Origin of the sequence: Phenylobacterium glaciei (assembly GCF_016772415.1) — a bacterium.
Taxonomy (GTDB): domain Bacteria; phylum Pseudomonadota; class Alphaproteobacteria; order Caulobacterales; family Caulobacteraceae; genus Phenylobacterium; species Phenylobacterium glaciei.
This window is the reverse complement of record NZ_JAGSGD010000001.1, coordinates 1237392-1257144: the sequence shown is the minus strand read 5'-3', so window position 1 is coordinate 1257144 and position 19753 is coordinate 1237392. Positions and strand designations below refer to the sequence as shown.

Genomic DNA, 19753 nt, shown 5'->3' with positions numbered 1-19753 from the left:
CTCCGATGAATTCCGTCGCCAAAGCCGCCTTCGCCGCGCTCCTCCTGCTCCTGGCCGCTCCGGCCGCCGCCCAGGATGCGGCCGCGTCCTCGGCGACCGCCGCCGCCAATCCCAAGGGACCCGTGCCCTACGAGGCCCTGAAGCGGCCCGCCCAGCCCGCGGTCCGCGCCACCGTGCGTCCCGCCGCCGCGAAGCCCGGCGCTGCTTCCGTCACGATCCCCAGTCTGACCACCCTCGCCCCGGCTGCGCCACTGACCCCCGCGGGCGCCCGCCTAGCCGCGGGCCAGGCCCTGCCGCCGGCTGAGCTCGAGGCCTATGTCGACGGCGTGGTGAAGGACGCCATGGACCGCGAGCATATCGCCGGCGTCACCGTGGCGGTAATCCAGGACGGCCAGGTGGTGCTGAAGAAGGGCTACGGCTTCGCCAGCCTGTCGCCGGCCCGCAAGGTCAATCCGGACACCACCCTGTTCCGGGTAGGCTCAATCTCCAAGACCTTCACCTGGATCGCCCTGATGAAGGAGGTCGAGGCCGACCGCATCCGCCTGGGCCAGCCGATCAACCTGTACCTGCCCGAGCAGCTTCAGGTGAAGGACCAGGGCTTCCACACCCCGATCCGCGTCCGCAACCTGCTGGACCACTCCGCGGGCTTCGAGGACCGGACGCTCGGCCAGCTTTTCGAGAAGAGCCCCAACCGCGAACGGCCGCTGGCGGCCTATCTGCGCCAGGAGCGCCCGCGCCGCGTCCACGCGCCGGGCGCGGTGGCCAGTTATTCCAACTATGGCGCGGCCCTGGCCGGCGAGGCGGTATCCTACGTCTCCGGCAAACCCTTCGAGCGGCTGATCGAGGAGGAGATCCTCCTACCGCTCGGCATGAACCACACCACGTTCCGCGAAGCCCGTCCCGCCAAGCCCGGCCTGCCGGCTCCAATGCCCCAGGCCCTGCAGGGGGATCTATCAGAAGGCTATCGCTGGACGCCCACCGGCTACAGCGCCCGGCCCTACGAATATGTCGGCCATGTCGCCCCGGCGGGCTCAGCCTCCTCCACCGCCGGAGACATGGCGCGCTATATGCAGATGCTGCTGAATGGCGGCGGCCTCGATGGGGCGACGATCTACGGCCCCGCGGCGGCCAGGGCGTTCAGCACGCCGCTACGGCGCACGGCGCCAGGGATCAACGGCTGGCCGCACGGCTTCATGGCCTATGACCTGCCCGGCGGCCACAAGGGCTTCGGACATGCCGGCGGCACCCTGTCCTTCCTGTCCAACATGGTGGTGGCGCCTGACCTGAAGCTGGGCGTCTTCATCAGCACCAACACCGAGACCGGCGGCGCCCTGGCCACGCGCCTGCCCGAGCGTATCGTGGCGCAGTTCTACGCCGCCCCCATGCCCTTCCCCCGTAAGGGCGTCGCCGCGCTGGTCGATAGTCGCGCGGTCTATGAGGGCTACTATCTCGGAACGCGACGGGCCTATCGCGGCCTGGAGTCCTTTGTCGGCAAGGTGATCAACGGCGTCTCGGTCAGCATCACTGACGACGGCCGCCTCGTCACGTCCGGCGGCATGGGCGAGGCCGCTCGCAGCTGGGTCCCCGAGGGCGACCCGCTGGCTGGGCGGTTCATCTCGGCCGCCGGCGCCGAGCGGTTGAGTTTCGACATCCAGGACGGAAAGGCCATCAGCTTCAGCCGCGCCGACGGCGTCACCACCTTCGAACGCACCGGCTTCTGGAACCGGCCCTCCAACCTGCTGATCCTGGCAGGTCTGACAGCGTTCGCCGCCGCGGCGACCCTGGGCGCGGTGTTGATGCGCAATCGGCGCGAATTCCGCGAGACCGGCATCCAGAGCCAGGCCAGCCTGATCCAGAATATCCAGGCCGCCCTGTGGCTGACCTCGATGGTGCTGTTCCTGGTCTGGGTCTCGAAGACCCGCGACCTCGCCAACGTCATGTACGGCTGGCCGGGCCCCACTCTGGTGATCGCCTCGGCCTGCGCCTTCGTCGCCGCCCTGATGACGCTCGGCACCGTGCTCATCGTACCCGCCGTCTGGCGCGGCGGCCGCCGGGTCGACAGCTGGACCCAGGCGCGCAAGGCGGGCTTCACCTTCACGGTGCTGCTCTACACGACCTTCTCGGTGGTCCTGGGCCTCTGGGGCGCGCTGACCCCCTGGGGCGGATAGGCCCGAGCCCGAGCCCTCCTGCGACATCGCGTCCCCAGTCCGGGGACAGCGGCGCTCAGATGTAAACGGCTCGTTTACCAAGCACTGGGTAAATCCTGCCTAGCGGCGGGCGCATTCTGTGACGGCCCCCCGCTTTGGAAACAGGGACGGCCTCGCGTTGAACAGTTTCGTCGCCGCCTTGCAACGGTTCGGTATCGGACGTCTCGCCGCCATGCTGGGGGTCGGCATCGGGGTGGTCGCGGCGGTTGTCGCCCTGACCATGAACCTCGGCCAGCCCAAATCCCTGCTCTATTCGAACCTGGACCTGAAGGAGGCGAGCTCGATCACTGCGGCCCTCGACCAGGCCAACGTGAAATACGAGGTCAAGGGCGACGGCTCCACCATCATGGTCGGCCGCGACGAGGTGGCCTCCACCCGCCTGCTGCTGTCGGCCAAGGGCCTGCCGACGTCGGGTTCGGTGGGCTACGAGATCTTCGACAACGCCAACGCCATGGGCCAGACGGACTTCGTCCAGCAGCTCAACCGCCAGCGCGCCCTGGAAGGCGAGCTGGCCCGCACCATCCAGGCCCTGGACGGCATCACCTCGGCCCGCGTCCACCTGGTCCTGCCCAAGCGTGAACTGTTCGAGGAAGAGGCTGAACAGCCCTCGGCCTCGGTCAGCATCGGGGTTGGCGGCCGCGAGCCCAGCGCCGACCAGGTCCGCGCCATGCAGAACCTGGTGGCCGGCGCCGTTCCCAATCTGAAGCCGGACCGCGTCACCGTGGTGGACCAGCACGCCAAGACCCTTTCGGGCGGAGAGGCCGGCGACGCCATGGCCGCCGACGGCCGCAAGAGCGACGTCGAACAGCGCATCACCAAGACCATCAAGACCCTGGTCGAGGGTATGGTCGGCGCGGGCAAGGCCCGGGTGAACGTCACCGCCGACCTGGACCTGTCGCGCATCACCATCGCCGAGGAAAAGTTTGATCCGGACGGTCAGGTGATCCGGTCGGAATCCACCACCGAACAGACCGCCAAGGAAAACAGCCCGACCTCCTCGGGACAGGTCTCCGCCGCCGCCAACATCCCCGGCGCGCCCGGCGCGGACACCGACAACAGCGTCTCCAACAGCGGCAGCACCGAATCCACCACCAACTACGAGATCTCCAAGACCACGCGGACCGAGGTGAAGGAGCCCGGCCAGCTGAAGCGCATCTCCGTGGCCGTGGCCGTGGACGGGATCACCGCGCCGGGCAAGGACGGCAAGCCCGGCGCCTACACCCCGCGCAGCGCCCAGGAGATGCAGCGCCTGGAACAGCTGGTGCGCACCGCGGTCGGCTACGACCAGGCCCGCGGCGACCAGGTGACGGTGGTCAATGTCCGCTTCCCCTCCACGGTCGACGCCGACGGCGTGACGGCGGCCAGCCCGCTGATGGGCTTCGACAAGAACGACATCATGCGCGCCGCCGAGCTGGGGGTGATGGCCATCGTGGCGCTCGCCATGATGATCTTCGTCGTCCGACCGATGCTTGGCGGCGGCGGCGGTCGCGGCGGCGTCGTGGGCAACGGCCTGCCGGCCCTGACCATGGCCAGCGCCCCGCAGATGACCCGCATCATCACCACCGCCGACGGCCAACCCATGCAGGTCGCCGTCGACCCCAACACCGGCCAGTCGCTGGCCCTGCCCGGCCCCGGCAACGAGCTGGAGTCGCGGATCGACATCGCCCGGATCGAGGGCCAGGTGAAGGCCTCCTCCGTCAAGCGCGTCGCCGAGTTCGTCGACACCCACCCAGAAGAGTCGGTGTCGCTGCTGCGCACCTGGCTGCATGAGACCACCTGATGGCCGTCGGCTCCAAAGGCAAGGCGATCACCGACGTCACCCGCCTGAGCGGGCCGGAGAAGGCGGCCGTCATCCTGCTGGCGCTCGGCGAAGACCACGGCACCATCTGGCAGCAGCTGGACGACGAGGAGATCAAGGAGATCTCCCAGGCCATGGCCGGCCTCGGAAACGTGGCGGCCTCGGTGGTCGAGCAGCTGCTGGTGGACTTCATCTCCGGCATGTCCGGCGCCGGCGCGATCATGGGCTCCTTCGAGCAGACCCAGCGCCTGCTGGCCGCCTTCCTGCCGGCCGAGAAGGTCGACACCCTGATGGAGGAGATCCGCGGTCCCGCGGGTCGCACCATGTGGGACAAGCTGGGCAACGTGAACGAGGCGGTGCTCGCCAACTATCTGAAGAACGAATACCCGCAGACCGTCGCCGTGGTGCTGAGCAAGGTGAAGTCCGACCACGCCGCCCGCGTGCTGGGCGCTCTGCCGGAAGACTTCGCCCTGGAGTGCGTCACCCGCATGCTGCGGATGGAGCCGGTGCAGCGCGAGATCCTCGACAAGATCGAGCAGACCCTGCGGACCGAGTTCATGTCCAACCTGGCGCGCACCTCCAAGCGCGACAGCCACGAGATGATGGCCGACATCTTCAACGCCTTCGACCGTCAAACCGAGGCGCGCTTCATCGCGGCCCTGGAAGAGCGCAACCGCGAGAGCGCCGAGCGCATCCGCGCCCTGATGTTCGTCTTCGAGGACCTGTCCAAGCTCGACCCCGGCGGGGTCCAGACCCTGCTTCGCGCCGTCGAGAAGGACCAGCTGGGCCTGGCCCTCAAGGGCTCGTCCGACAGCTTGCGCGAGATGTTCTTCTCCAACATGTCCGAGCGCGCCGCCAAGATCATGCGCGAGGACATGGAGGGCATGGGCCCGGTGCGTCTGCGCGACGTCGACCAGGCGCAGATGGCCATGGTGCAGGTCGCCAAGGACCTGGCCGCCAAGGGCGAGATCATGCTGGCCGGGGCCGGCAGCGACGATGAGCTGATCTACTGATGGCCAGCGATATCCCTCACGAGAAGTTCGGCTTCGACACCGTGTTCGACGGCGCGGGCGACGTCGCCTTCGCCCAGCCGCGGCCGAAGCGCTCCTACAGCGCCGAGGAGGTCGAGGCCGTGCGCCAGACCGCCTTCGCCGCCGGCGAGAGCCAGGGCCTGGCCTCCACGGCCGCCCTGCAGGCCCAGGCCCTGTCGCGTATCGCCGACGCCGCCCGCGCCGCCCTGCCCACCCTGGCCGAGGTCGCACACGAACACCGGCTGGGCTCGGCCCACCTGGCCCTTGCCTGCGCCAAGGCCATCGCCGACGCCGCCCTGCTGCGGTTCCCCGAGGCCCCGATCCAGGCGGCCCTGGAATCGCTGGCCCGCGAAATCGAGGCCGCGCCGCGCCTGGTGGTGTCTGCCAACCCCGACCTCGCCGTCGCGCTCGAGCCCCTGCTGGCGGAGGTCGCCCAGGGCATCGGCTATGCCGGCGCCATCCACATCAAGCCGGCGGCGGGCCTCGGCCACGCCGCCTTCACCCTCGACTTCGGCGACGGCGCGGCGGCCTACGACCCCGGCGCCGCAGCCGAGCGCGTGGCGGTGGTCCTGGAAGCGGCGCTCGCCGCCGAGGGCCTGCACGCCGAACCCCTTATTCCTGGAAGTGAAGGCTAATCCCCATGGCCGAGAACGGACTTGAGCTCGACGAATTCGCCCCCGGCGATCCGCTCGCCGACATGTCGATGGACATGGAGGACAAGACCGCCACCGACCTGGCGCCGGTCTTCGACGTCCCGGTCTCGATTTCCGCGGTCCTTGGCCGCGCCACCATGTCGGTGGCCCAGCTGCTGCAACTCAGCTCCGGCAGCGTGCTGGAGCTGGACCGCAAGGTCGGCGAGGCCATCGACATCTACGTCAACAACCGCCTGGTCGCCCGGGGCGAGGTCGTCATCGTCGACGAACGCCTGGGCGTGACCATGACGGAAATCATCAAGGACGGGGACTCGGCGGCCTGACGGCCCCTGGAGTCTGAGGAGATTTGATATGCGGCTTCTGGTCGTCGGAAAATTGAACGGGCAACTGTCCACCGCCGTGAAGATGGCGATGTCGGCGGGCGCCAAGGTCAGCCACGTGGAGACCATCGCGGCCTGCACCCACGCCCTGCGCGCGGGCCAGGGGGCCGACCTGCTGCTGGTGGACTATGACCTCGACATCGCCGCCCTGATCGCGGCCAACGAGGCCGAGCGCATCCGGGTGCCGGTGGTGGCCTGCGGGGTCGACGCCGATCCCAAGCGGGCCGGCGACGCCATCCGCGCGGGCGCCAAGGAGTTCATCCCCCTGCCCCCCGAGGCGGAGATGATCGCCGCGGTGCTGGCCGCGGTCTCCGACGACAACAAGCCCATGGTGGTGCGCGACGCCGCCATGCAGGCCGTGATCTCGCTGGCCGACCAGGTGGCGGGCTCGGAAGCCTCCATCCTGATCACCGGCGAAAGCGGCTCGGGCAAGGAGGTCATCGCCCGCTACGTGCACCAGAAGTCACGCCGGGCCTCCAAGCCCTTCATCTCGGTCAACTGCGCGGCGATCCCCGAGAACCTGCTGGAGAGCGAGTTGTTCGGCCACGAGAAGGGCGCCTTCACCGGCGCACTCGCCCGCCGCATCGGCAAGTTCGAGGAAGCCAACGGCGGCACCCTGCTGCTGGACGAAATCTCCGAGATGGACGTGCGCCTGCAGGCCAAGCTGCTGCGCGCCATCCAGGAGCGCGAGATCGACCGGGTCGGCGGCTCCAAGCCGGTGAAGGTGGACATCCGCATCCTGGCCACCTCCAACCGCGACCTGGTCCAGGCCGTGAAGGATCACACCTTCCGCGAGGACCTGCTCTACCGCCTCAACGTCGTGAACCTGCGCCTGCCGGCCCTGCGCGAGCGGCCCGGCGACGTCGTCGCCCTGGCCGAATTCTTCGTCAAGAAGTACGCCGCCGCCAATGGCGTGGCCGAACGTCCGCTGTCGGGGGAGGCCAAGCGCCGCCTGGCCGGCCACCGCTGGCCGGGCAATGTGCGCGAGCTGGAAAACGCCATGCACCGCGCCGTCCTGCTGGCCATCGGCCCGGAGATTGACGAGGCCGCCATCCGCCTGCCCGACGGCCAGCCCCTGGCCGCCCCCGACCCCGGCTCGCGCACCGCCTATGCCGCCGCGACCGCCGCGGAATCGGCGACCCGCAACTTCGTCGGACAGACCGTGGCGACCATGGAACAGCAGCTGATCATCGACACCCTGGAGCATTGCCTGGGCAACCGCACCCACGCGGCCAACATCCTGGGCATCTCCATCCGCACGCTCCGCAACAAGCTCAAGGAATACAGCGAGGCCGGCGTCTCGGTCCCCGCGCCACAGGGCATGGGCGCCCACGCCGCCTAGTCGCCTGATCTCTTCGCTTTCCGCCTGCCCTCGTCAGAGGGCGGGCGCTTCGGATTCCACCCATGGCTGACGTCCCCGCAGGTTACGGTACGAACCGCCCCTCCGCCGGAGAGGTGTGGAGCTGGATCGCGCGTGGCGAGGTGGCCCTGGCCATCGGCGTCATCGGCGTCATCGTCCTGCTGATCCTGCCCATCCCGGCGTTCATGCTGGACGGGCTGCTGGCGATCTCGATCACCAGCGCGGTGCTGATCCTGATGACCTCTCTGCTCATCAGCCGGCCGCTGGAATTCACCGCCTTCCCGACGGTGCTTCTGGTCACCACCCTGTTCCGACTGGCGCTGAACATCGCGTCGACCCGCCTGATCCTCGGTCACGGCCACGAGGGGGCGCACGGGGCGGGTAAGGTCATCGAGGCCTTCGGCCACCTCATGACCGGGGGCAGTTTCGCCATCGGCCTGATCGTCTTCGCCATCCTGGTGCTGGTGAACTTCGTGGTCATCACCAAGGGTTCGGGCCGGATCGCCGAGGTGGCGGCCCGCTTCACCCTGGACTCTATGCCCGGCAAGCAGATGGCCATCGACGCCGACCTGTCTTCGGGCCTGATCGACGAGGACTTGGCCAAGAAGCGCCGCAAGGAGCTGGAGCAGGAATCGACCTTCTTCGGGGCCATGGACGGCGCCTCGAAGTTCGTGCGCGGCGACGCGGTCGCCGGCCTCGTGATTGTCGCGATCAACGTGATCGGCGGCATTCTGATCGGGGTGATCCAGCACAAGGTTCCGATCGCGCAAGCCGCCTCCACCTACACCATCATGACCATCGGCGACGGCCTGGTCAGCCAGATCCCGGCCCTGATCATCTCCATCGCCGCGGGCTTCCTGGTGTCGAAGGCCGGCGTCGACGGCTCGGCCGACAAGGCGCTGGTCACCCAGTTGGCCATGAACCCCATCGCGCTCGGCATGGTCTCGGCCACCGCGGGCGTCGTGGCCCTGATCCCGGGCATGCCGATCATCCCCTTCGCCATCGTCTCCATCGCCTCGGGCGTGCTGGCCTGGCGGCGAGGCCATACCAAGCCGGCGGCGGCGGAATCGAATTCGCTCACCGTGGCGGCGCCCACCGCCGAGGAATCCGAAGAGCCGATCAGCCAGACCCTGGCCATAGACGAGATCAAGATCGAGCTGGGCTACGGCCTGCTGCCGCTGATCAACGACCTTGAGGGCCGTCGCCTGACCGACCAGATCAAGGCCCTGCGTCGGACGCTGGCCACCGACTACGGCTTCGTCATGCCGGCGGTGCGTATCCTCGACAACATGCGCCTGCCCAGCCAGGGCTACATGATCCGCATCAAGGAGATGGAGGCCGGCGGTGGCGAGGTCCGTCTCGGCTCGCTGATGGCCATGGACCCGCGCGGCGGCCAGGTGGACCTGCCCGGCGAACACATCCGCGAACCGGCCTTCGGTCTGCCCGCCACCTGGGTGGACGACAGCCTGCGCGAGGAAGCCACCTTCCGCGGCTACACCATCGTCGACCCGGCCACCGTGCTCACCACGCACCTGACCGAGATCCTGAAGGAAAACATGCCCGACCTGCTCTCCTACGCGGAGCTGCAGAAGATGCTGAAGGATCTGCCCGCCGAGCAGAAGAAGCTGGTGGAAGACCTGGTGCCCCAGGTGGTCTCGGCCACCACCATCCAACGCGTCCTGCAGTCGCTGCTGAAGGAACGGGTCTCGATCCGTGACCTGCCCTCAATCCTGGAAGGCATCGGCGAGGCCGCGCCGCACACCCAGTCCATCACCCTGCTGGTGGAACAGGTCCGTGGCCGCCTGGCCCGCCAGCTGTCCTTCGCCCACCGCGGCGACGACGGCGCCCTGCCGATCATCACCATGTCGGCCGAGTGGGAGAACGCCTTCGCCGACGCCCTGATCGGGTCGGGCGACGAGAAGCAGCTGGCGCTGGCGCCGTCGCGCCTGCAGGAGTTCATCCGCGGCGTCCGCGACACCTTCGAACGGGCCGCGCTGAACGGCGACTCACCGGTGCTGCTCACCAGCCCGCAGGTCCGCCCCTATGTCCGCTCGATCATCGAACGCTTCCGCGGCCAGACGCCGGTGATGAGCCAGAACGAGGTGCATCCCAAGGCGCGGCTCAAGACCGTCGGGACGATCTAGCCCCGCACAACGTGTGCGCCGTTGCAGGCGCGCTTTTCCACTGGTAGCGGTTTCGCCCATGGGGCGATTGTCAGCTCCGAGCTTGGACATCGCATGCGACCATCCAAACCCACTTACCAGCGCGGCGCGGGGGCCAGCCTGTTCTGGGACCTGCTGACCTTCGAGCGTCTGATGACCAACCAGGTCATCCACCTGATCTATTGGGCGGGCCTCGGCGTGATCGCCCTGATCGCCTTCGGGTTCATCGGCACCGCCGTTGGCGTGGCCCTGCGCGAAGAGCTGTTCATGGGGATTCTGCTGGCCGTCAGCGTGCTGGTGGGCGGCTTCCTGGTGGTGGGCGCCCTGGTGCTGCTGTGGCGCTCATTCTGCGAGCTCTACGTCGCCATCTTCCGCCTCAGCGACGACCTGCACGCCATGCGCCAAGCCGTGGACGCCGAGAATTCGGTCCGCGCGCCGCAACCGCCGCAACCGCAGTAGGTCAGCCGAGACCCTGAACCCAGGCCCGCGCGGCCGGTTTGGGATCACCATTGATATCGAACAGCAGCGGCGCGTCGGCGGCGTCCTCGCGCTTGCGCCAGGACTCCCGGTCGCGCAGGCCCCAGGTGGTGAAGGCGAACTGCTGGTGTTGCGGCAGGGCCGAGAAAGCCTCGGCGGCCTCGCGGTAGAGGTCGGCCTGGCGGGTCAGCCGCTCGGTGCGCCCGCCGCCCTCCTGCAGGGAGACGTCCATCTCGGAAATGTGGATCGGCAGGCCGAGGGAGGCGAGGTCGGCGATGGCCGCCTTGATGAGGCCCTTCTGGTCGCCGGCCGCCAGGTGAGTCTGGGTGCCCAGACCGCCCAGGGGCGCGCCGGCCTTCAGCAGGGTCTCGGCCAGTTTCAGATAGGCCCGTCGCTTGTTCGGCAAGGTTTCCAGGAAGAAGTCGTTGAGGAACAGCACCGCGCTGGGATCGGCCTCGCGGGCATGCTGGAAGGCCAGGATCATGTGCTCCAGCTTGCCCAGCTTGCGGGCCCACAGGCTGTCGCGCCAGCCGCTGCCGTCGTCCAGCACCGTCTCGTTGATCACGTCCCAGCCCACGGCCTGGCCGCGATAGCGGCCCACCACCGCCAGGATGTAGTTGCGATAGGCCGCGGCGAAGCTGACCCGGCTCTCGTCGAGTTTCTCGAAGGCCGCCGGCGCCTGGTCGTACCAGACCAGGGTATGGCCGAAGAGCCGGATGCCGTTGGCCTTGGCGAAGGCGGCGATCTGGTCGGGACCGTCGAACCGGAACGAGCCGTCCGGCTGGGCGATGTATTCCATCTTCATCTCCCACTCGGGCGTGAGTTGGGAGACCTGCTCGGTCAGCAGGCGGACCAGGGTCGGGTCCTGCAGATGGACGGCCTGGATGGCCGCGCCCACCGGGAAGGGGGCGACGGATTTCAGGGGCGGGATGGTGATCGGCGCGGTCTGGGCGTCGGCCGTGCGGTTGCAGGCCGCCAGCGCCAGGGCCGAGCCCACGAAGGCGCGGCGGTGCAGTCTCATCGGGCTCCAGCGGCCCTGCGCAGGCCCAGTTCGTCGAGGGCTGCGGTTTCCTGCTTGGCCACTTCCTTGCGGCGGGCCACGGCGATGCCCTCGGCCACCTGCTCGTATTTCTTCTGCTCTTCGTAGGCCAGGGAGAGGGCGTCGCGGGCGCCGGCCTCTTCGTCGGCGATGCGGTCGATCTCCACCTGTGCGGCGGCCTTGCGGATACGCAGCCCCTCCAGGAAGCCCACCTGATACCAGCCGTGCTCGGCGTCCTCGCGGGCGCGATGGGCCTCGGCCTCACCCTCGGCTTCCAGCAGGACCAGCTTCATCTCGGCGGCCATGCGCCGGTCGGCGATCTCGCCCAGGCGCTTTTGCAGGATCTCGACCTCATAGGTCGAGAGCTTGATCAGACTGTCGGCCCAGCTCATGCGGCTTCACTCATCAGGATCTGGGCCAGGAGTTCGAAGCTTTCGTCGAGGCTGGTGGCCTCGTCCTTGTCCTGGCCAAGGAAGGCTTCCAGTTGCGGGTTGAGCGCGATGGCCCGGTCGACCATCGGATCGGCGCCGGCGCGGTAGGCGCCGATGCGGATCAGCTCCTCCATGTTGGCGTAGGCCGATAGAGTCTGGCGGGCGTTGGTGACGATCTGCCGCTCATGGGGCAGGTGGCAGCCCGGCATGGTCCGGCTGATGGACTTCAGCACATTGATGGCCGGGAAGCGGCCGCGCTCGGCGATGGCGCGCTCCATGACGATATGGCCGTCGAGGATACCGCGCACGGCGTCGGCGATGGGCTCGTTGTGGTCGTCGCCGTCCACCAGCACGGTGAAGATGCCGGTGATGGGGCCTGCCGTCGTGCCGTCGGGCCGCACGGGCCCGGGACCGGCGCGCTCCAGCAGCTTGGGCAGCTCGGTGAAGACGGTGGGGGTGTAGCCCTTGGTGGTCGGCGGTTCGCCGGCGGCCAGGCCGATCTCGCGCTGGGCCATGGCGAAGCGGGTGACGCTGTCCATCATGCACAGGACTTCCAGGTCCTGGTCGCGCAGGAACTCGGCGATGGCCAGCGTCATGTAGGCGGCCTGGCGGCGCTTCAGCGCCGGCTCGTCGGAGGTGGCGACGACGACGATGGCGCGCTTGAGGCCCTCCTCGCCCAGGGTCTCCTCGATGAACTCGCGGACCTCACGGCCCCGTTCGCCGATCAGTCCTACCACGACCACGTCGCAGTCGGCCTCCTTGGCCAGCATGGAGAGCAGCACCGACTTGCCGACGCCGGAGCCGGCGAACACCCCCAGGCGCTGGCCGCGGCAGCAGGTGGTGAAGACATTCATGGACCGCACGCCCAGGTCCAGGCGCTCGCCGACCCGGCCGCGGGCATGGGCGGCGGGCGGGGCGGCGCGCAGGGGATAGGCGACGGGGCCTTGCGGCAGGGGGCCGAGCCCGTCGATGGGATCGCCGAAAGCGTCGATGATGCGGCCCAACCAGGCCCGCGTCGGGCGCACGGCCGACCCCATGGGGTCGATGCGGATTTCCGCGCCGGGGGCGACGCCTTCAACCGGACCGAAGGGCATCAGCAGGGCGCGGGTTTCGCGGAAGCCGACGACCTCGGCCTGAAGGGGGGTGTCAGCCCGGCGTTCGATGGCCGCTCGCGCGCCTACCGACAGGCGGGTCAGCCCGCCGCGGGCTTCGATCAGGAGACCATTCACCGCCGCCACGCGGCCCGAAACGGTCAGCGGATCGATACGCTCGACGGCGGCGACGAGGTTACGCAAAAGGGTCACTCCGGGGCGCGGCTCAACCCCCCAAGAATCCACCCTGCGGCCTTAACTTCGAATGAAGATTCAGGGCTGCGACACCCTGCCCGCCGCCTTGAAGATCGCCAGCGGCGGACCGGCGGCAGGATCGAAGGCCGTCCAGTCCAGTCCGAGCGACTTGAGCCCCGTGGCGGCCACCTGATTGGCCCCCAGGCAGTCCTTGGTCGGCGTGACCTGGGGCGCGATGGACGGACCGATGGCGGCGATCCAGGTCTCGTCCGAACCCGGCCAGGCGGGCTTGCCGTGGCTCTTCCACGCCTCGGGCCGGGCGTCGGTCCCGCGGCCGTGATCGGTGGTGACGATCAGCGTGGTCTTGCCGGCATAGGCCGGGTCGGCCTGAAGGGCCGCCCAGAGCTCGCCGATGAAGGCGTCGGTGCGCCGCGCGGCGATCAGGGTCTGGTCGTAGAGGCCGTCGTGGGCGAAGTCGTCGGTCTCGCCATAGGAGACATAGAGCACCCGAGGCTTGTCGTGCTTCAGGGTCTCCAGGGCGTAGCCGTGGGTGAAGAGATCAAACCGCACCCCGGCCCAGCGGCGCGGGGTCTGGGCCTGGAGGCGCGCCAGGGTGGCCTCCATCGGCGTGCGCGAGGCCGAAGTGGCCCAACCGGCGTTGACCGCAAGCTTGCTGCGGGAGGCGGCGAGAATGTCGTCGAAGGTGTTCCACGAGGTGACCGCGCGGACCTTCCCCTGGAACCCCGGCTGGCCGTTCAGCCACTCCAGGACCGTGACGTTCTTGTTTTGGCCGTGCTCATTGGAGGTGATGGCCGGATCGACGCGGCCCGTCAGGATCTCGTTGTACCCGGGATAGGAGAACCACATGTCGTTGGTGACCCTGACGCAGCCCCCGTGGTCGCGATCCCCCAACAGGACCCCCTGCTTAGCCACCACGTCGTGCAGGAAGGGGGTCAGGGCGCGGGCGCGGTCGGGAACGTCGATGAACTGCGGCTTCAGGGCGGCGGGATCCTCGACGAAGGTCTTGTCGGCCGCGCGGGCCGGGTCGGCGCCGTGGAACAGCTCCTGCCAACTCAGACCGTCCACCGTCACGAGAACCAACCGTTCTTCCGCCGGCTTGGCCAGGGCCGGAGCGGTGGCGGCGAGGGCCAGGGCGAGGGCCGCGATGAGGGCGCGTGGCAGGGTCATTTTGGTCTCCCGGAGGCGAAAAATAGGAGCCGAGCACAGACGCCCGGCTCCAGTTCGGGGATAAACTAGAAGGTCTTGCGGACCGTGACGAAGACCTGCCGCGGAGCGCCAGTCAGGAGGGTCTGGCTGTCGCCGCGGATAGCGAAGCCGTTGGAGTCGATAGTGGAGATGTAGGCTTCGTCGAACAGGTTGCTGACATTGAGCTGCAGTTCCAGGCCCTCCAGCACCGGCGAACCGGCGAACCGGTAGCCCAGGGTAAGTTCGGCCAGGGTCTGGGAGGGGACGCCGCGGTCGTTCTCATAGGTGAAGAAGCGCTGGCTCAGATAAGACAGGCCGAACTTCCCGAACAGCGACCCATTGTCGTAGTTCAGATCGGCCTTGAAGAGGTTCTCGGGCGTGTCGACCGTGGTCTTGCCGGCGGTGCGGGCGACGATGGCGCCGTTGCCGTCGCGGGTGTCGTCGTCATAGGTCGAGTCGTTGTAGGCGTAGGAGGCGAATAGCGACCAGTCGGGGGCGAAGTTCCAGTCCGCGGCGGCCTCGAAGCCCTTGGCCGTCACCCCGCCGACATTGGCGAGTGCAGCGGGATTGCCCTGGATGCCCGAGCCGACCGCGACACCGAACAGCCGGTTCTTGAACTGGACATGGTAAAGGGCCACGACGCCCTGGAAGTCCGAGGTCTTGTAGCGCCAGCCGGCCTCAAAGGTCTGGGAAAGCTCGGGCTTCAGCTTGTTCTTGATGGCGTTGAAGCCCGCCTGGGACGCTGAGAAGGGACCAGAGGTGCCGGAGCTGGCGAAGGCGCGCATGTTCTCCGAATAGCCGGCGAAGAATTGGCTGTCGGGGGTGAGGTCGAAGCGGACCCCGATCTGCGGCAGGAAGTTCTCTTCGGCCTTAATCGTCCCGGTCTTGTTGGCCCCCACCACGGTGGTGGCCTGGTTCTCAACCGACAGCGATTTAAAACCGAAATTGACCGCCAGCACGTCGCTGATCGACCAGATGTCGGACAGGTAGAACTTCCGGGTGGTGGTCTTGAAATCGTACTCCCAGTCTGTACGGAAGGCGCCCGACTGCATCGCCAGGATGTCCCGCGAGAACGAGGTGCGGTTCAGGGCGTAGAAGCGCCGGGCCTGGGTGAAGTCGTTGCCCTCGTACCAGAGGCCGCCCCCAATCTCGTGGTCGCCCAGGGTCAGGGTCGCGCCAGCCACGACGCCGCGCCGGCTGATGTCGTACTCGGTCGTACGGATCGACAGGGGAGAGTCATTGGCCGTGGCCCCAGCGACGCCGTAGTTGGGCGAGGCCACATAGGGCGTCACCCAAAGGCCCTGGCCCTCATTGGTGTGGCCATAGGCCGTCGCCTGGACGCGCAGGGCCTCCGTCACCGGCATGTCCAGGGTCACGGCGCCGATCAGGTCGTCGCGCAACCCCGAGGCGTCGTAATAGGCGTCGTCGGCATTGGTGATCTTGCCCGGATAGACGGTCCCGAAGGCCGGGAACTTCGGGGCGACCCCGGTCTCCCCGCGGTTATTGCCGATCTCGGCCGCCTGCACGGCGGCCGCATAGTTGGGCGCGAAGTTGTCCCAGTTCGGGCCCAGGCGGCTGATCATCTCCAGCGACAGGTCCTGATAGTCGTTCTCCTGGCGGGTCGACCAGTTGACCCAGCCGGTGAGCGCGCCCTCGCCGATGGGCTGAACAGCCTTGAAGTTTACCTGCGTCTGGCGCTGCTCGCCGTCGCCCTTCCACTTGCCGGCGGTATTGTAGGAGTAGCTGAGATAGCCGCGCGCGCCGGTGGCCAGCTCGCCGCTATCGAGGCGGACGAAGCCACGGTAGGTGTCGTCGGAGCCTGCGGTCGCCGCAGCCAGGACCGCGAACTCGGCGGACGGCGCGCGGGAGCGGAACTGCAGGGAGCCCCCCAGGTCGCTCGATGAGGCCACCCCCAGGGCGCCCGCGCCCTGGGCCAGGGTCGCCTGGCCGACGTTCTCACCGGCGATGGCGCGGGAGATGTGCAGGCCGTTATGGTTGCCGTAGGTCATGTCGCCAAGCGGCACGCCGTCCAGGGTGAAGCCCAGGCGGTTGCGGTCAAAGCCGCGGATCGAGATGCGCGAGGACCATTCGTAGGCCCCGAAGGGGTCGGCCGACTGCAGGTTCACGTTCGGCAGCTTCTCGACCATCTTCAGCGGACTGGCGCCGGCCACCTCCAGCTGGAGGTCCGATCCGTCCACCGTCTGAACTTGTCGAGCTTCGCCACGACCTAAGACCACCAATTCATCAACCGAGGCGGTCTCAACGGCCTCAGCGGCAGCGGCTGCGGCGGCCGCGCCATTGGCCCAGCCCAACAGGATGGCGCCCAGAGCGGCGCCGGCGAGAAGATGGCTTTTCATGGATGCCCCCGGTCGACTGAAACCACCCGTTGCGGTTTCAGTGGTCTGGGTAACAGGGCTCTTTGACGGCTCGGATTCAGATATGCGACATTATTCCAACATAATTATTGTTGGATGAACACAATAAATGAACTGGGTTCAGGCGACCACGGTCAGGCCGGTTGCCGCGCCGGAGAGCGCCTCGACCAGAGCGGTGTCCGGCGGCTGGTCGGTGAAAACATCGTGCAGGGCCGAGAGCGGGCAGACGACCTCCAGCATGTCGACGTTGAACTTGCCGTGGTCGATGAGCAGGCTGGTGGTCCGGGCTCGCTCGATCATGGCGCGCTTGACCCAGGCCATGGAGGACTCCGCCTCGGTTGGCCCTTCAGTGGTCAAGCCGCTGGCGCCGATGAAGGCCCGATTGGCGTTGAGGCGTTTAAGGAACTGCCAGGTCTCGGGGCCAACCAGGCCGCTCTGGGGGGCGTTGAGCTCGCCGGGGCAGACGATCACCCGAATCTGGGCGCACTTGCCCAAGGCGTCGGCGATGGCCAGGCCGTTGGTGACGGCCACCATCGGCCGGTTCAGATCGGCCAGGGCTATGGCGAGGTGCAGAGTAGTGGAGCCGGCGTCGATCATGATCGCCTCTCCCGGCTCCACCAGGGCCGCGGCGGCCTGGGCGATACGCCAGCGTTCCCGCGACATCAGCCGGTGGCGGTCGCGGATGTCAGCCTCGAAGGCCAGCGGCGGGGTGCCACCGCCGTGGGTTCGATTCAGCAGACCTTGGCGGCCCAGGAGGTCCAGGTCCCGACGGATCGTCTCGGTGGAGGTCCCGAAGCGGTCAGCGAGGTCGGCGATACGCACCGCGGCGTTGGCGCGCACCTCCGCCAGAATCTGCTCCTGGCGCTGCTGCTTCGAGATGGGAGTCTTGACCCGGACCATGGCTCACCTGCTTGCGCGCGACAGCGCGACTGCGCCGTCCCTAGCGGCCTTGGCCCAAATGACAAGGCTGGACCCCTAGTCGCAAGGCGGTCAGCGCAGGCGGGTCAGCCAGCGGGCGGTGGCGCGGGGATGACGCAGGGCCATGCCGGCCGCCTGGAGCGGGCGGCTTGCCACAGCCCGGATCAGCACCGGACGCGCGGCTCTCGCCAGCAGGGGCCTGGCCGTGCGGGCGATGGCGCCGCGCCCGGCGATGGCGGCGATCCCGCCGATCACCAGGCCGCCGAGGGCGAAGGCCAGAACCGGATGCTTGCGGACCTGCTCGCGCAGGGTGGGCTTGGCGGCCGGCGCGGGCTCGGGCAGGGGATCGCCGGTGACGGCGTCATTGGCCGCGCCGCCCTGCAGGATGCCTGCGCTGGCCTCGAGAGGTTCCTGGAGGATCGGGGCCAGGGCGACGGGTTTGGACGACGTGAACATGGGCTTGTCCTTCAAGGGGTTCGCCCGTGCAAACTCTCCAGCCCCTCCCCCGTTCCACCGGCGATGGCCCGGGCGACCGTCGGAACGGCCGAAGGATCGCTGATCAGGCTCATGTGCCCGATCCCCGGCAAGAGGGTGATCGGAACCGGGCGGGGGAGGTCCGCAAAGGCTTGAGCATAGCGCTCGGCGTACATGATCTCGTCGCGGTCCCCGGCCAGCAGGAGAATGGGGCCCGGGGCGCGGGCGGCGTCGGCGCGGTAGCCCTGGGCGTCGCCCGCGCCGAGGCTCTGGCTGACCGCGAAGTTCTGCATCAGGCGGAAGGACCAGGTGCGGGGCTTGGCGACCGCCGGTCCCGCGAAGGCCAGGGTCGGCAGGCCGTCGAACGCGTGGACGCCGAAGCGGTTGAGGATCGACAGGCCGATGATCCGTCCGGTGTATGACGCCACCCAGCCGCCGCTAGCTGGCCGCGACGTCGGCGCCGCGTAGCCGAGATAGGGCGCCAGCAGGATAAAGCGCTGGAACAGCCGTCCCTGCGGCGCGCCGGCCACGCGCAGGACAAAGCCGCCGCCGGAGGAGTGCCCCACCAGGACAAGATCTGCCCGCGGATAGGGTCTTCGGATCACCGCCACGAAATCGGCGAGGTCCTCCTCCAGCTGCCCCAGGTGGCCGATGTCGCCCCAGGTCCCGCTGTCGCCGTGGCCGCGGATGTCCGGCGCGAAGGCTGGTACGCCCCGGGCGGCCAGGGCCTGGCCCAGGATGGTCATGTCGGCGCTGGAGCCGCCCGAGCCATGGATCAGCACCGCGACCTCTCCGGACCCGCCCGGCGGCTGGTAGCTGCGATAGGCGAGTGGTGCGCCATCACGGGCGGTGAAGCGCTGCAGGGACGGCTGGGGCTGACGGGCGGCGGCGGCCACAGCGACCGCTGTGACGGCGGGCATGGGCGGCGGCGGCGGCGCGGTTCCAAAGGCCACGAGGATGGCCACGACAGCCATGGGCAGGAGGATCAGGCCGACCAGCAGCCAGGGCAGGTACTTCAGGGTCATGTGGGGTCCTCTCAAGATCCGCACCTCGCTGGGGTGGCGCCCCTGTCGCCAGCGGCCCTGCGTGAATGGGCGAGCGGGTTCGCGAACGGACCGACGGGCCGCTTCGCCCGGCCCCGCCGCCCGGCTATAGAGGAGCCATGGGCTGGGCGGATCTGAAGGGCTGGACGCGGGACGTCGCCGGGGCGGCGGCGGTCGGCCTGTTCGTGGGCGTGATCGGGCCCTTCGGCAGCTATTCCAACGGCTCGGCGCTGGTGCGCGTCGCCTACTGGGTCGCGGTCATGGTGCTGGGCGTCCTGATCTACGGAACCGCGCTGCGGCTGGCCCATCGCCTCGCCCGCATCTGGAGGCTTCCGGCCTGGGCCGGCTTCCTGACCGCGGTCGTGATCGCGGCCGCGCCCATGGCCGGTGTCTGTGTCCTGATCGCGTCCCAGGTCTGGCCGTTCCTGACGCTGTCGCCGCTGACCTGGTATCTGGAGTGCCTGGTGATGGGGCTGCCGCTGGCGGCGGGCTACGAGCTGCTGCTGCGTCGCGACGCCCGCCGGGCCAAGGCGAGGGGTGAGCCGCCTCGCCGTTTCGGCCGCGAGGTGATTTGCCTGCAGATGGAGGATCACTACGTCCGGGTCCACACGGCGGTCAGATCGGAATTAATCTTGATGCGGCTTTCGGACGCGGTCGCGCGCACCGGCCGTGAAGGCCTTCAGGTCCACCGCTCGTGGTGGGTGGCCAGGGACGCGGTCACAGAGGTGATCCGCGACGGCCGCAACCTCAGACTCAAGCTGTTGAACGGACTCGAAGTTCCGGTGGCCCGCAGGGCCGTGGTGCGCCTCAAGGCCTTGGGACTGGAGCCCAGCTGACACAGGCCCGACGCACGACGAGGCCTGTCCAATCACAAAAGATTCAACGGACCTGCGACTCTCCGTCCGGCGGCCGC

Annotated in this window: 17 protein-coding genes; 9 read left to right on the top strand and 8 right to left on the bottom strand. The window is 68.7% G+C overall.

Translation table 11 applies throughout. The features are described 5' to 3' along the window. Positions 1–5 precede the first annotated feature (5 nt). From JKL49_RS06010 to JKL49_RS05975, 8 genes are all read left to right on the top strand, one after another. Positions 6–2168: a serine hydrolase domain-containing protein gene (locus tag JKL49_RS06010; RefSeq protein ID WP_215338977.1), complete on the top strand. Its 2163-nt coding sequence runs from the start codon at positions 6–8 to the stop codon at positions 2166–2168. 157 nt (positions 2169–2325) lie between these two features. Continuing rightward, positions 2326–3987, top strand: coding sequence for a flagellar basal-body MS-ring/collar protein FliF (gene fliF / locus JKL49_RS06005; protein WP_215338975.1), 1662 nt, complete (start codon positions 2326–2328; stop codon positions 3985–3987). Further along, complete coding sequence (gene fliG / locus JKL49_RS06000) at positions 3987–5018, top strand: flagellar motor switch protein FliG (RefSeq protein ID WP_215338973.1); 1032 nt, start codon at positions 3987–3989, stop codon at positions 5016–5018. The genes fliF and fliG overlap by 1 nt, the downstream gene beginning before the upstream one ends. Beyond that, positions 5018–5671, top strand: coding sequence for a FliH/SctL family protein (locus tag JKL49_RS05995; protein WP_215338971.1), 654 nt, complete (start codon positions 5018–5020; stop codon positions 5669–5671). The genes fliG and JKL49_RS05995 overlap by 1 nt, the downstream gene beginning before the upstream one ends. A gap of 5 nt (positions 5672–5676) precedes the next feature. Continuing rightward, the gene (gene fliN / locus JKL49_RS05990; RefSeq protein WP_215338970.1) at positions 5677–6012 is read left to right on the top strand and encodes a flagellar motor switch protein FliN; all 336 of its coding nucleotides are present in this window, start codon (positions 5677–5679) and stop codon (positions 6010–6012) included. Positions 6013–6040: 28 nt separating this feature from the next. Further along, a complete protein-coding gene (gene flbD / locus JKL49_RS05985; RefSeq protein ID WP_215338968.1) occupies positions 6041–7411 on the top strand; it encodes a sigma-54-dependent transcriptional regulator FlbD in 1371 nt (456 codons plus the stop codon). Between the two features lie 62 nt (positions 7412–7473). Next, positions 7474–9573 carry a flagellar biosynthesis protein FlhA gene (gene flhA / locus JKL49_RS05980; RefSeq protein ID WP_215338967.1) on the top strand — a complete coding sequence of 700 codons (2100 nt, stop codon included), beginning with the start codon at positions 7474–7476 and terminating at the stop codon, positions 9571–9573. A gap of 93 nt (positions 9574–9666) precedes the next feature. Beyond that, positions 9667–10050 (top strand): DUF4282 domain-containing protein, encoded by a 384-nt coding sequence (locus JKL49_RS05975; protein WP_215338966.1) that lies wholly within the window; start codon positions 9667–9669, stop codon positions 10048–10050. A 1-nt stretch (position 10051) separates the two neighbouring features. Here JKL49_RS05975 and JKL49_RS05970 read toward each other — a convergent pair whose 3' ends face one another. From JKL49_RS05970 to JKL49_RS05935, 8 genes are all read right to left on the bottom strand, one after another. After that, a complete protein-coding gene (locus tag JKL49_RS05970) occupies positions 10052–11089 on the bottom strand; it encodes an endo-1,4-beta-xylanase (protein ID WP_215338965.1) in 1038 nt (345 codons plus the stop codon). Further along, positions 11086–11499: a flagellar export protein FliJ gene (locus JKL49_RS05965; RefSeq protein ID WP_215338964.1), complete on the bottom strand. Its 414-nt coding sequence runs from the start codon at positions 11497–11499 to the stop codon at positions 11086–11088. Before JKL49_RS05965 ends, JKL49_RS05970 begins: the two co-directional genes overlap by 4 nt. After that, on the bottom strand, positions 11496–12833 hold the full coding sequence (gene fliI / locus JKL49_RS05960; RefSeq protein WP_215338963.1) for a flagellar protein export ATPase FliI: 1338 nt from the start codon (positions 12831–12833) through the stop codon (positions 11496–11498). Before fliI ends, JKL49_RS05965 begins: the two co-directional genes overlap by 4 nt. Positions 12834–12902: 69 nt before the next feature. Beyond that, complete coding sequence (locus JKL49_RS05955; RefSeq protein ID WP_215338962.1) at positions 12903–14012, bottom strand: alkaline phosphatase family protein; 1110 nt, start codon at positions 14010–14012, stop codon at positions 12903–12905. 65 nt (positions 14013–14077) lie between these two features. Beyond that, positions 14078–16387 (bottom strand): TonB-dependent receptor, encoded by a 2310-nt coding sequence (locus JKL49_RS05950; protein WP_215338961.1) that lies wholly within the window; start codon positions 16385–16387, stop codon positions 14078–14080. 138 nt (positions 16388–16525) lie between these two features. Continuing rightward, on the bottom strand, positions 16526–17305 hold the full coding sequence (locus tag JKL49_RS05945) for a DeoR/GlpR family DNA-binding transcription regulator (RefSeq protein ID WP_215338960.1): 780 nt from the start codon (positions 17303–17305) through the stop codon (positions 16526–16528). A gap of 90 nt (positions 17306–17395) precedes the next feature. After that, the gene (locus tag JKL49_RS05940) at positions 17396–17779 is read right to left on the bottom strand and encodes a hypothetical protein (protein ID WP_215338959.1); all 384 of its coding nucleotides are present in this window, start codon (positions 17777–17779) and stop codon (positions 17396–17398) included. Positions 17780–17790: 11 nt separating this feature from the next. Beyond that, the gene (locus JKL49_RS05935; RefSeq protein ID WP_215338958.1) at positions 17791–18822 is read right to left on the bottom strand and encodes an alpha/beta hydrolase; all 1032 of its coding nucleotides are present in this window, start codon (positions 18820–18822) and stop codon (positions 17791–17793) included. A gap of 137 nt (positions 18823–18959) precedes the next feature. Between JKL49_RS05935 and JKL49_RS05930 the strand changes: the two genes are divergently transcribed. Continuing rightward, a complete protein-coding gene (locus JKL49_RS05930) occupies positions 18960–19676 on the top strand; it encodes a LytTR family DNA-binding domain-containing protein (RefSeq protein WP_215338957.1) in 717 nt (238 codons plus the stop codon). The last annotated feature ends 77 nt before the right edge of the window (positions 19677–19753 follow it).

Coding starts and splice junctions, on each gene's coding strand:
- JKL49_RS06010 (WP_215338977.1), top strand. CDS start 6: ATGAATTCCGTCGCCAAAGCCGCCTTCGCCGCGCTCCTCCTGCTCCTG.
- fliG (WP_215338973.1), top strand. CDS start 3,987: ATGGCCGTCGGCTCCAAAGGCAAGGCGATCACCGACGTCACCCGCCTG.
- JKL49_RS05995 (WP_215338971.1), top strand. CDS start 5,018: ATGGCCAGCGATATCCCTCACGAGAAGTTCGGCTTCGACACCGTGTTC.
- fliN (WP_215338970.1), top strand. CDS start 5,677: ATGGCCGAGAACGGACTTGAGCTCGACGAATTCGCCCCCGGCGATCCG.
- flbD (WP_215338968.1), top strand. CDS start 6,041: ATGCGGCTTCTGGTCGTCGGAAAATTGAACGGGCAACTGTCCACCGCC.
- flhA (WP_215338967.1), top strand. CDS start 7,474: ATGGCTGACGTCCCCGCAGGTTACGGTACGAACCGCCCCTCCGCCGGA.
- JKL49_RS05975 (WP_215338966.1), top strand. CDS start 9,667: ATGCGACCATCCAAACCCACTTACCAGCGCGGCGCGGGGGCCAGCCTG.
- JKL49_RS05970 (WP_215338965.1), bottom strand. CDS start 11,089: ATGAGACTGCACCGCCGCGCCTTCGTGGGCTCGGCCCTGGCGCTGGCG.
- JKL49_RS05965 (WP_215338964.1), bottom strand. CDS start 11,499: ATGAGCTGGGCCGACAGTCTGATCAAGCTCTCGACCTATGAGGTCGAG.
- JKL49_RS05955 (WP_215338962.1), bottom strand. CDS start 14,012: ATGACCCTGCCACGCGCCCTCATCGCGGCCCTCGCCCTGGCCCTCGCC.
- JKL49_RS05950 (WP_215338961.1), bottom strand. CDS start 16,387: ATGAAAAGCCATCTTCTCGCCGGCGCCGCTCTGGGCGCCATCCTGTTG.
- JKL49_RS05945 (WP_215338960.1), bottom strand. CDS start 17,305: ATGGTCCGGGTCAAGACTCCCATCTCGAAGCAGCAGCGCCAGGAGCAG.
- JKL49_RS05940 (WP_215338959.1), bottom strand. CDS start 17,779: ATGTTCACGTCGTCCAAACCCGTCGCCCTGGCCCCGATCCTCCAGGAA.
- JKL49_RS05935 (WP_215338958.1), bottom strand. CDS start 18,822: ATGACCCTGAAGTACCTGCCCTGGCTGCTGGTCGGCCTGATCCTCCTG.
- JKL49_RS05930 (WP_215338957.1), top strand. CDS start 18,960: ATGGGCTGGGCGGATCTGAAGGGCTGGACGCGGGACGTCGCCGGGGCG.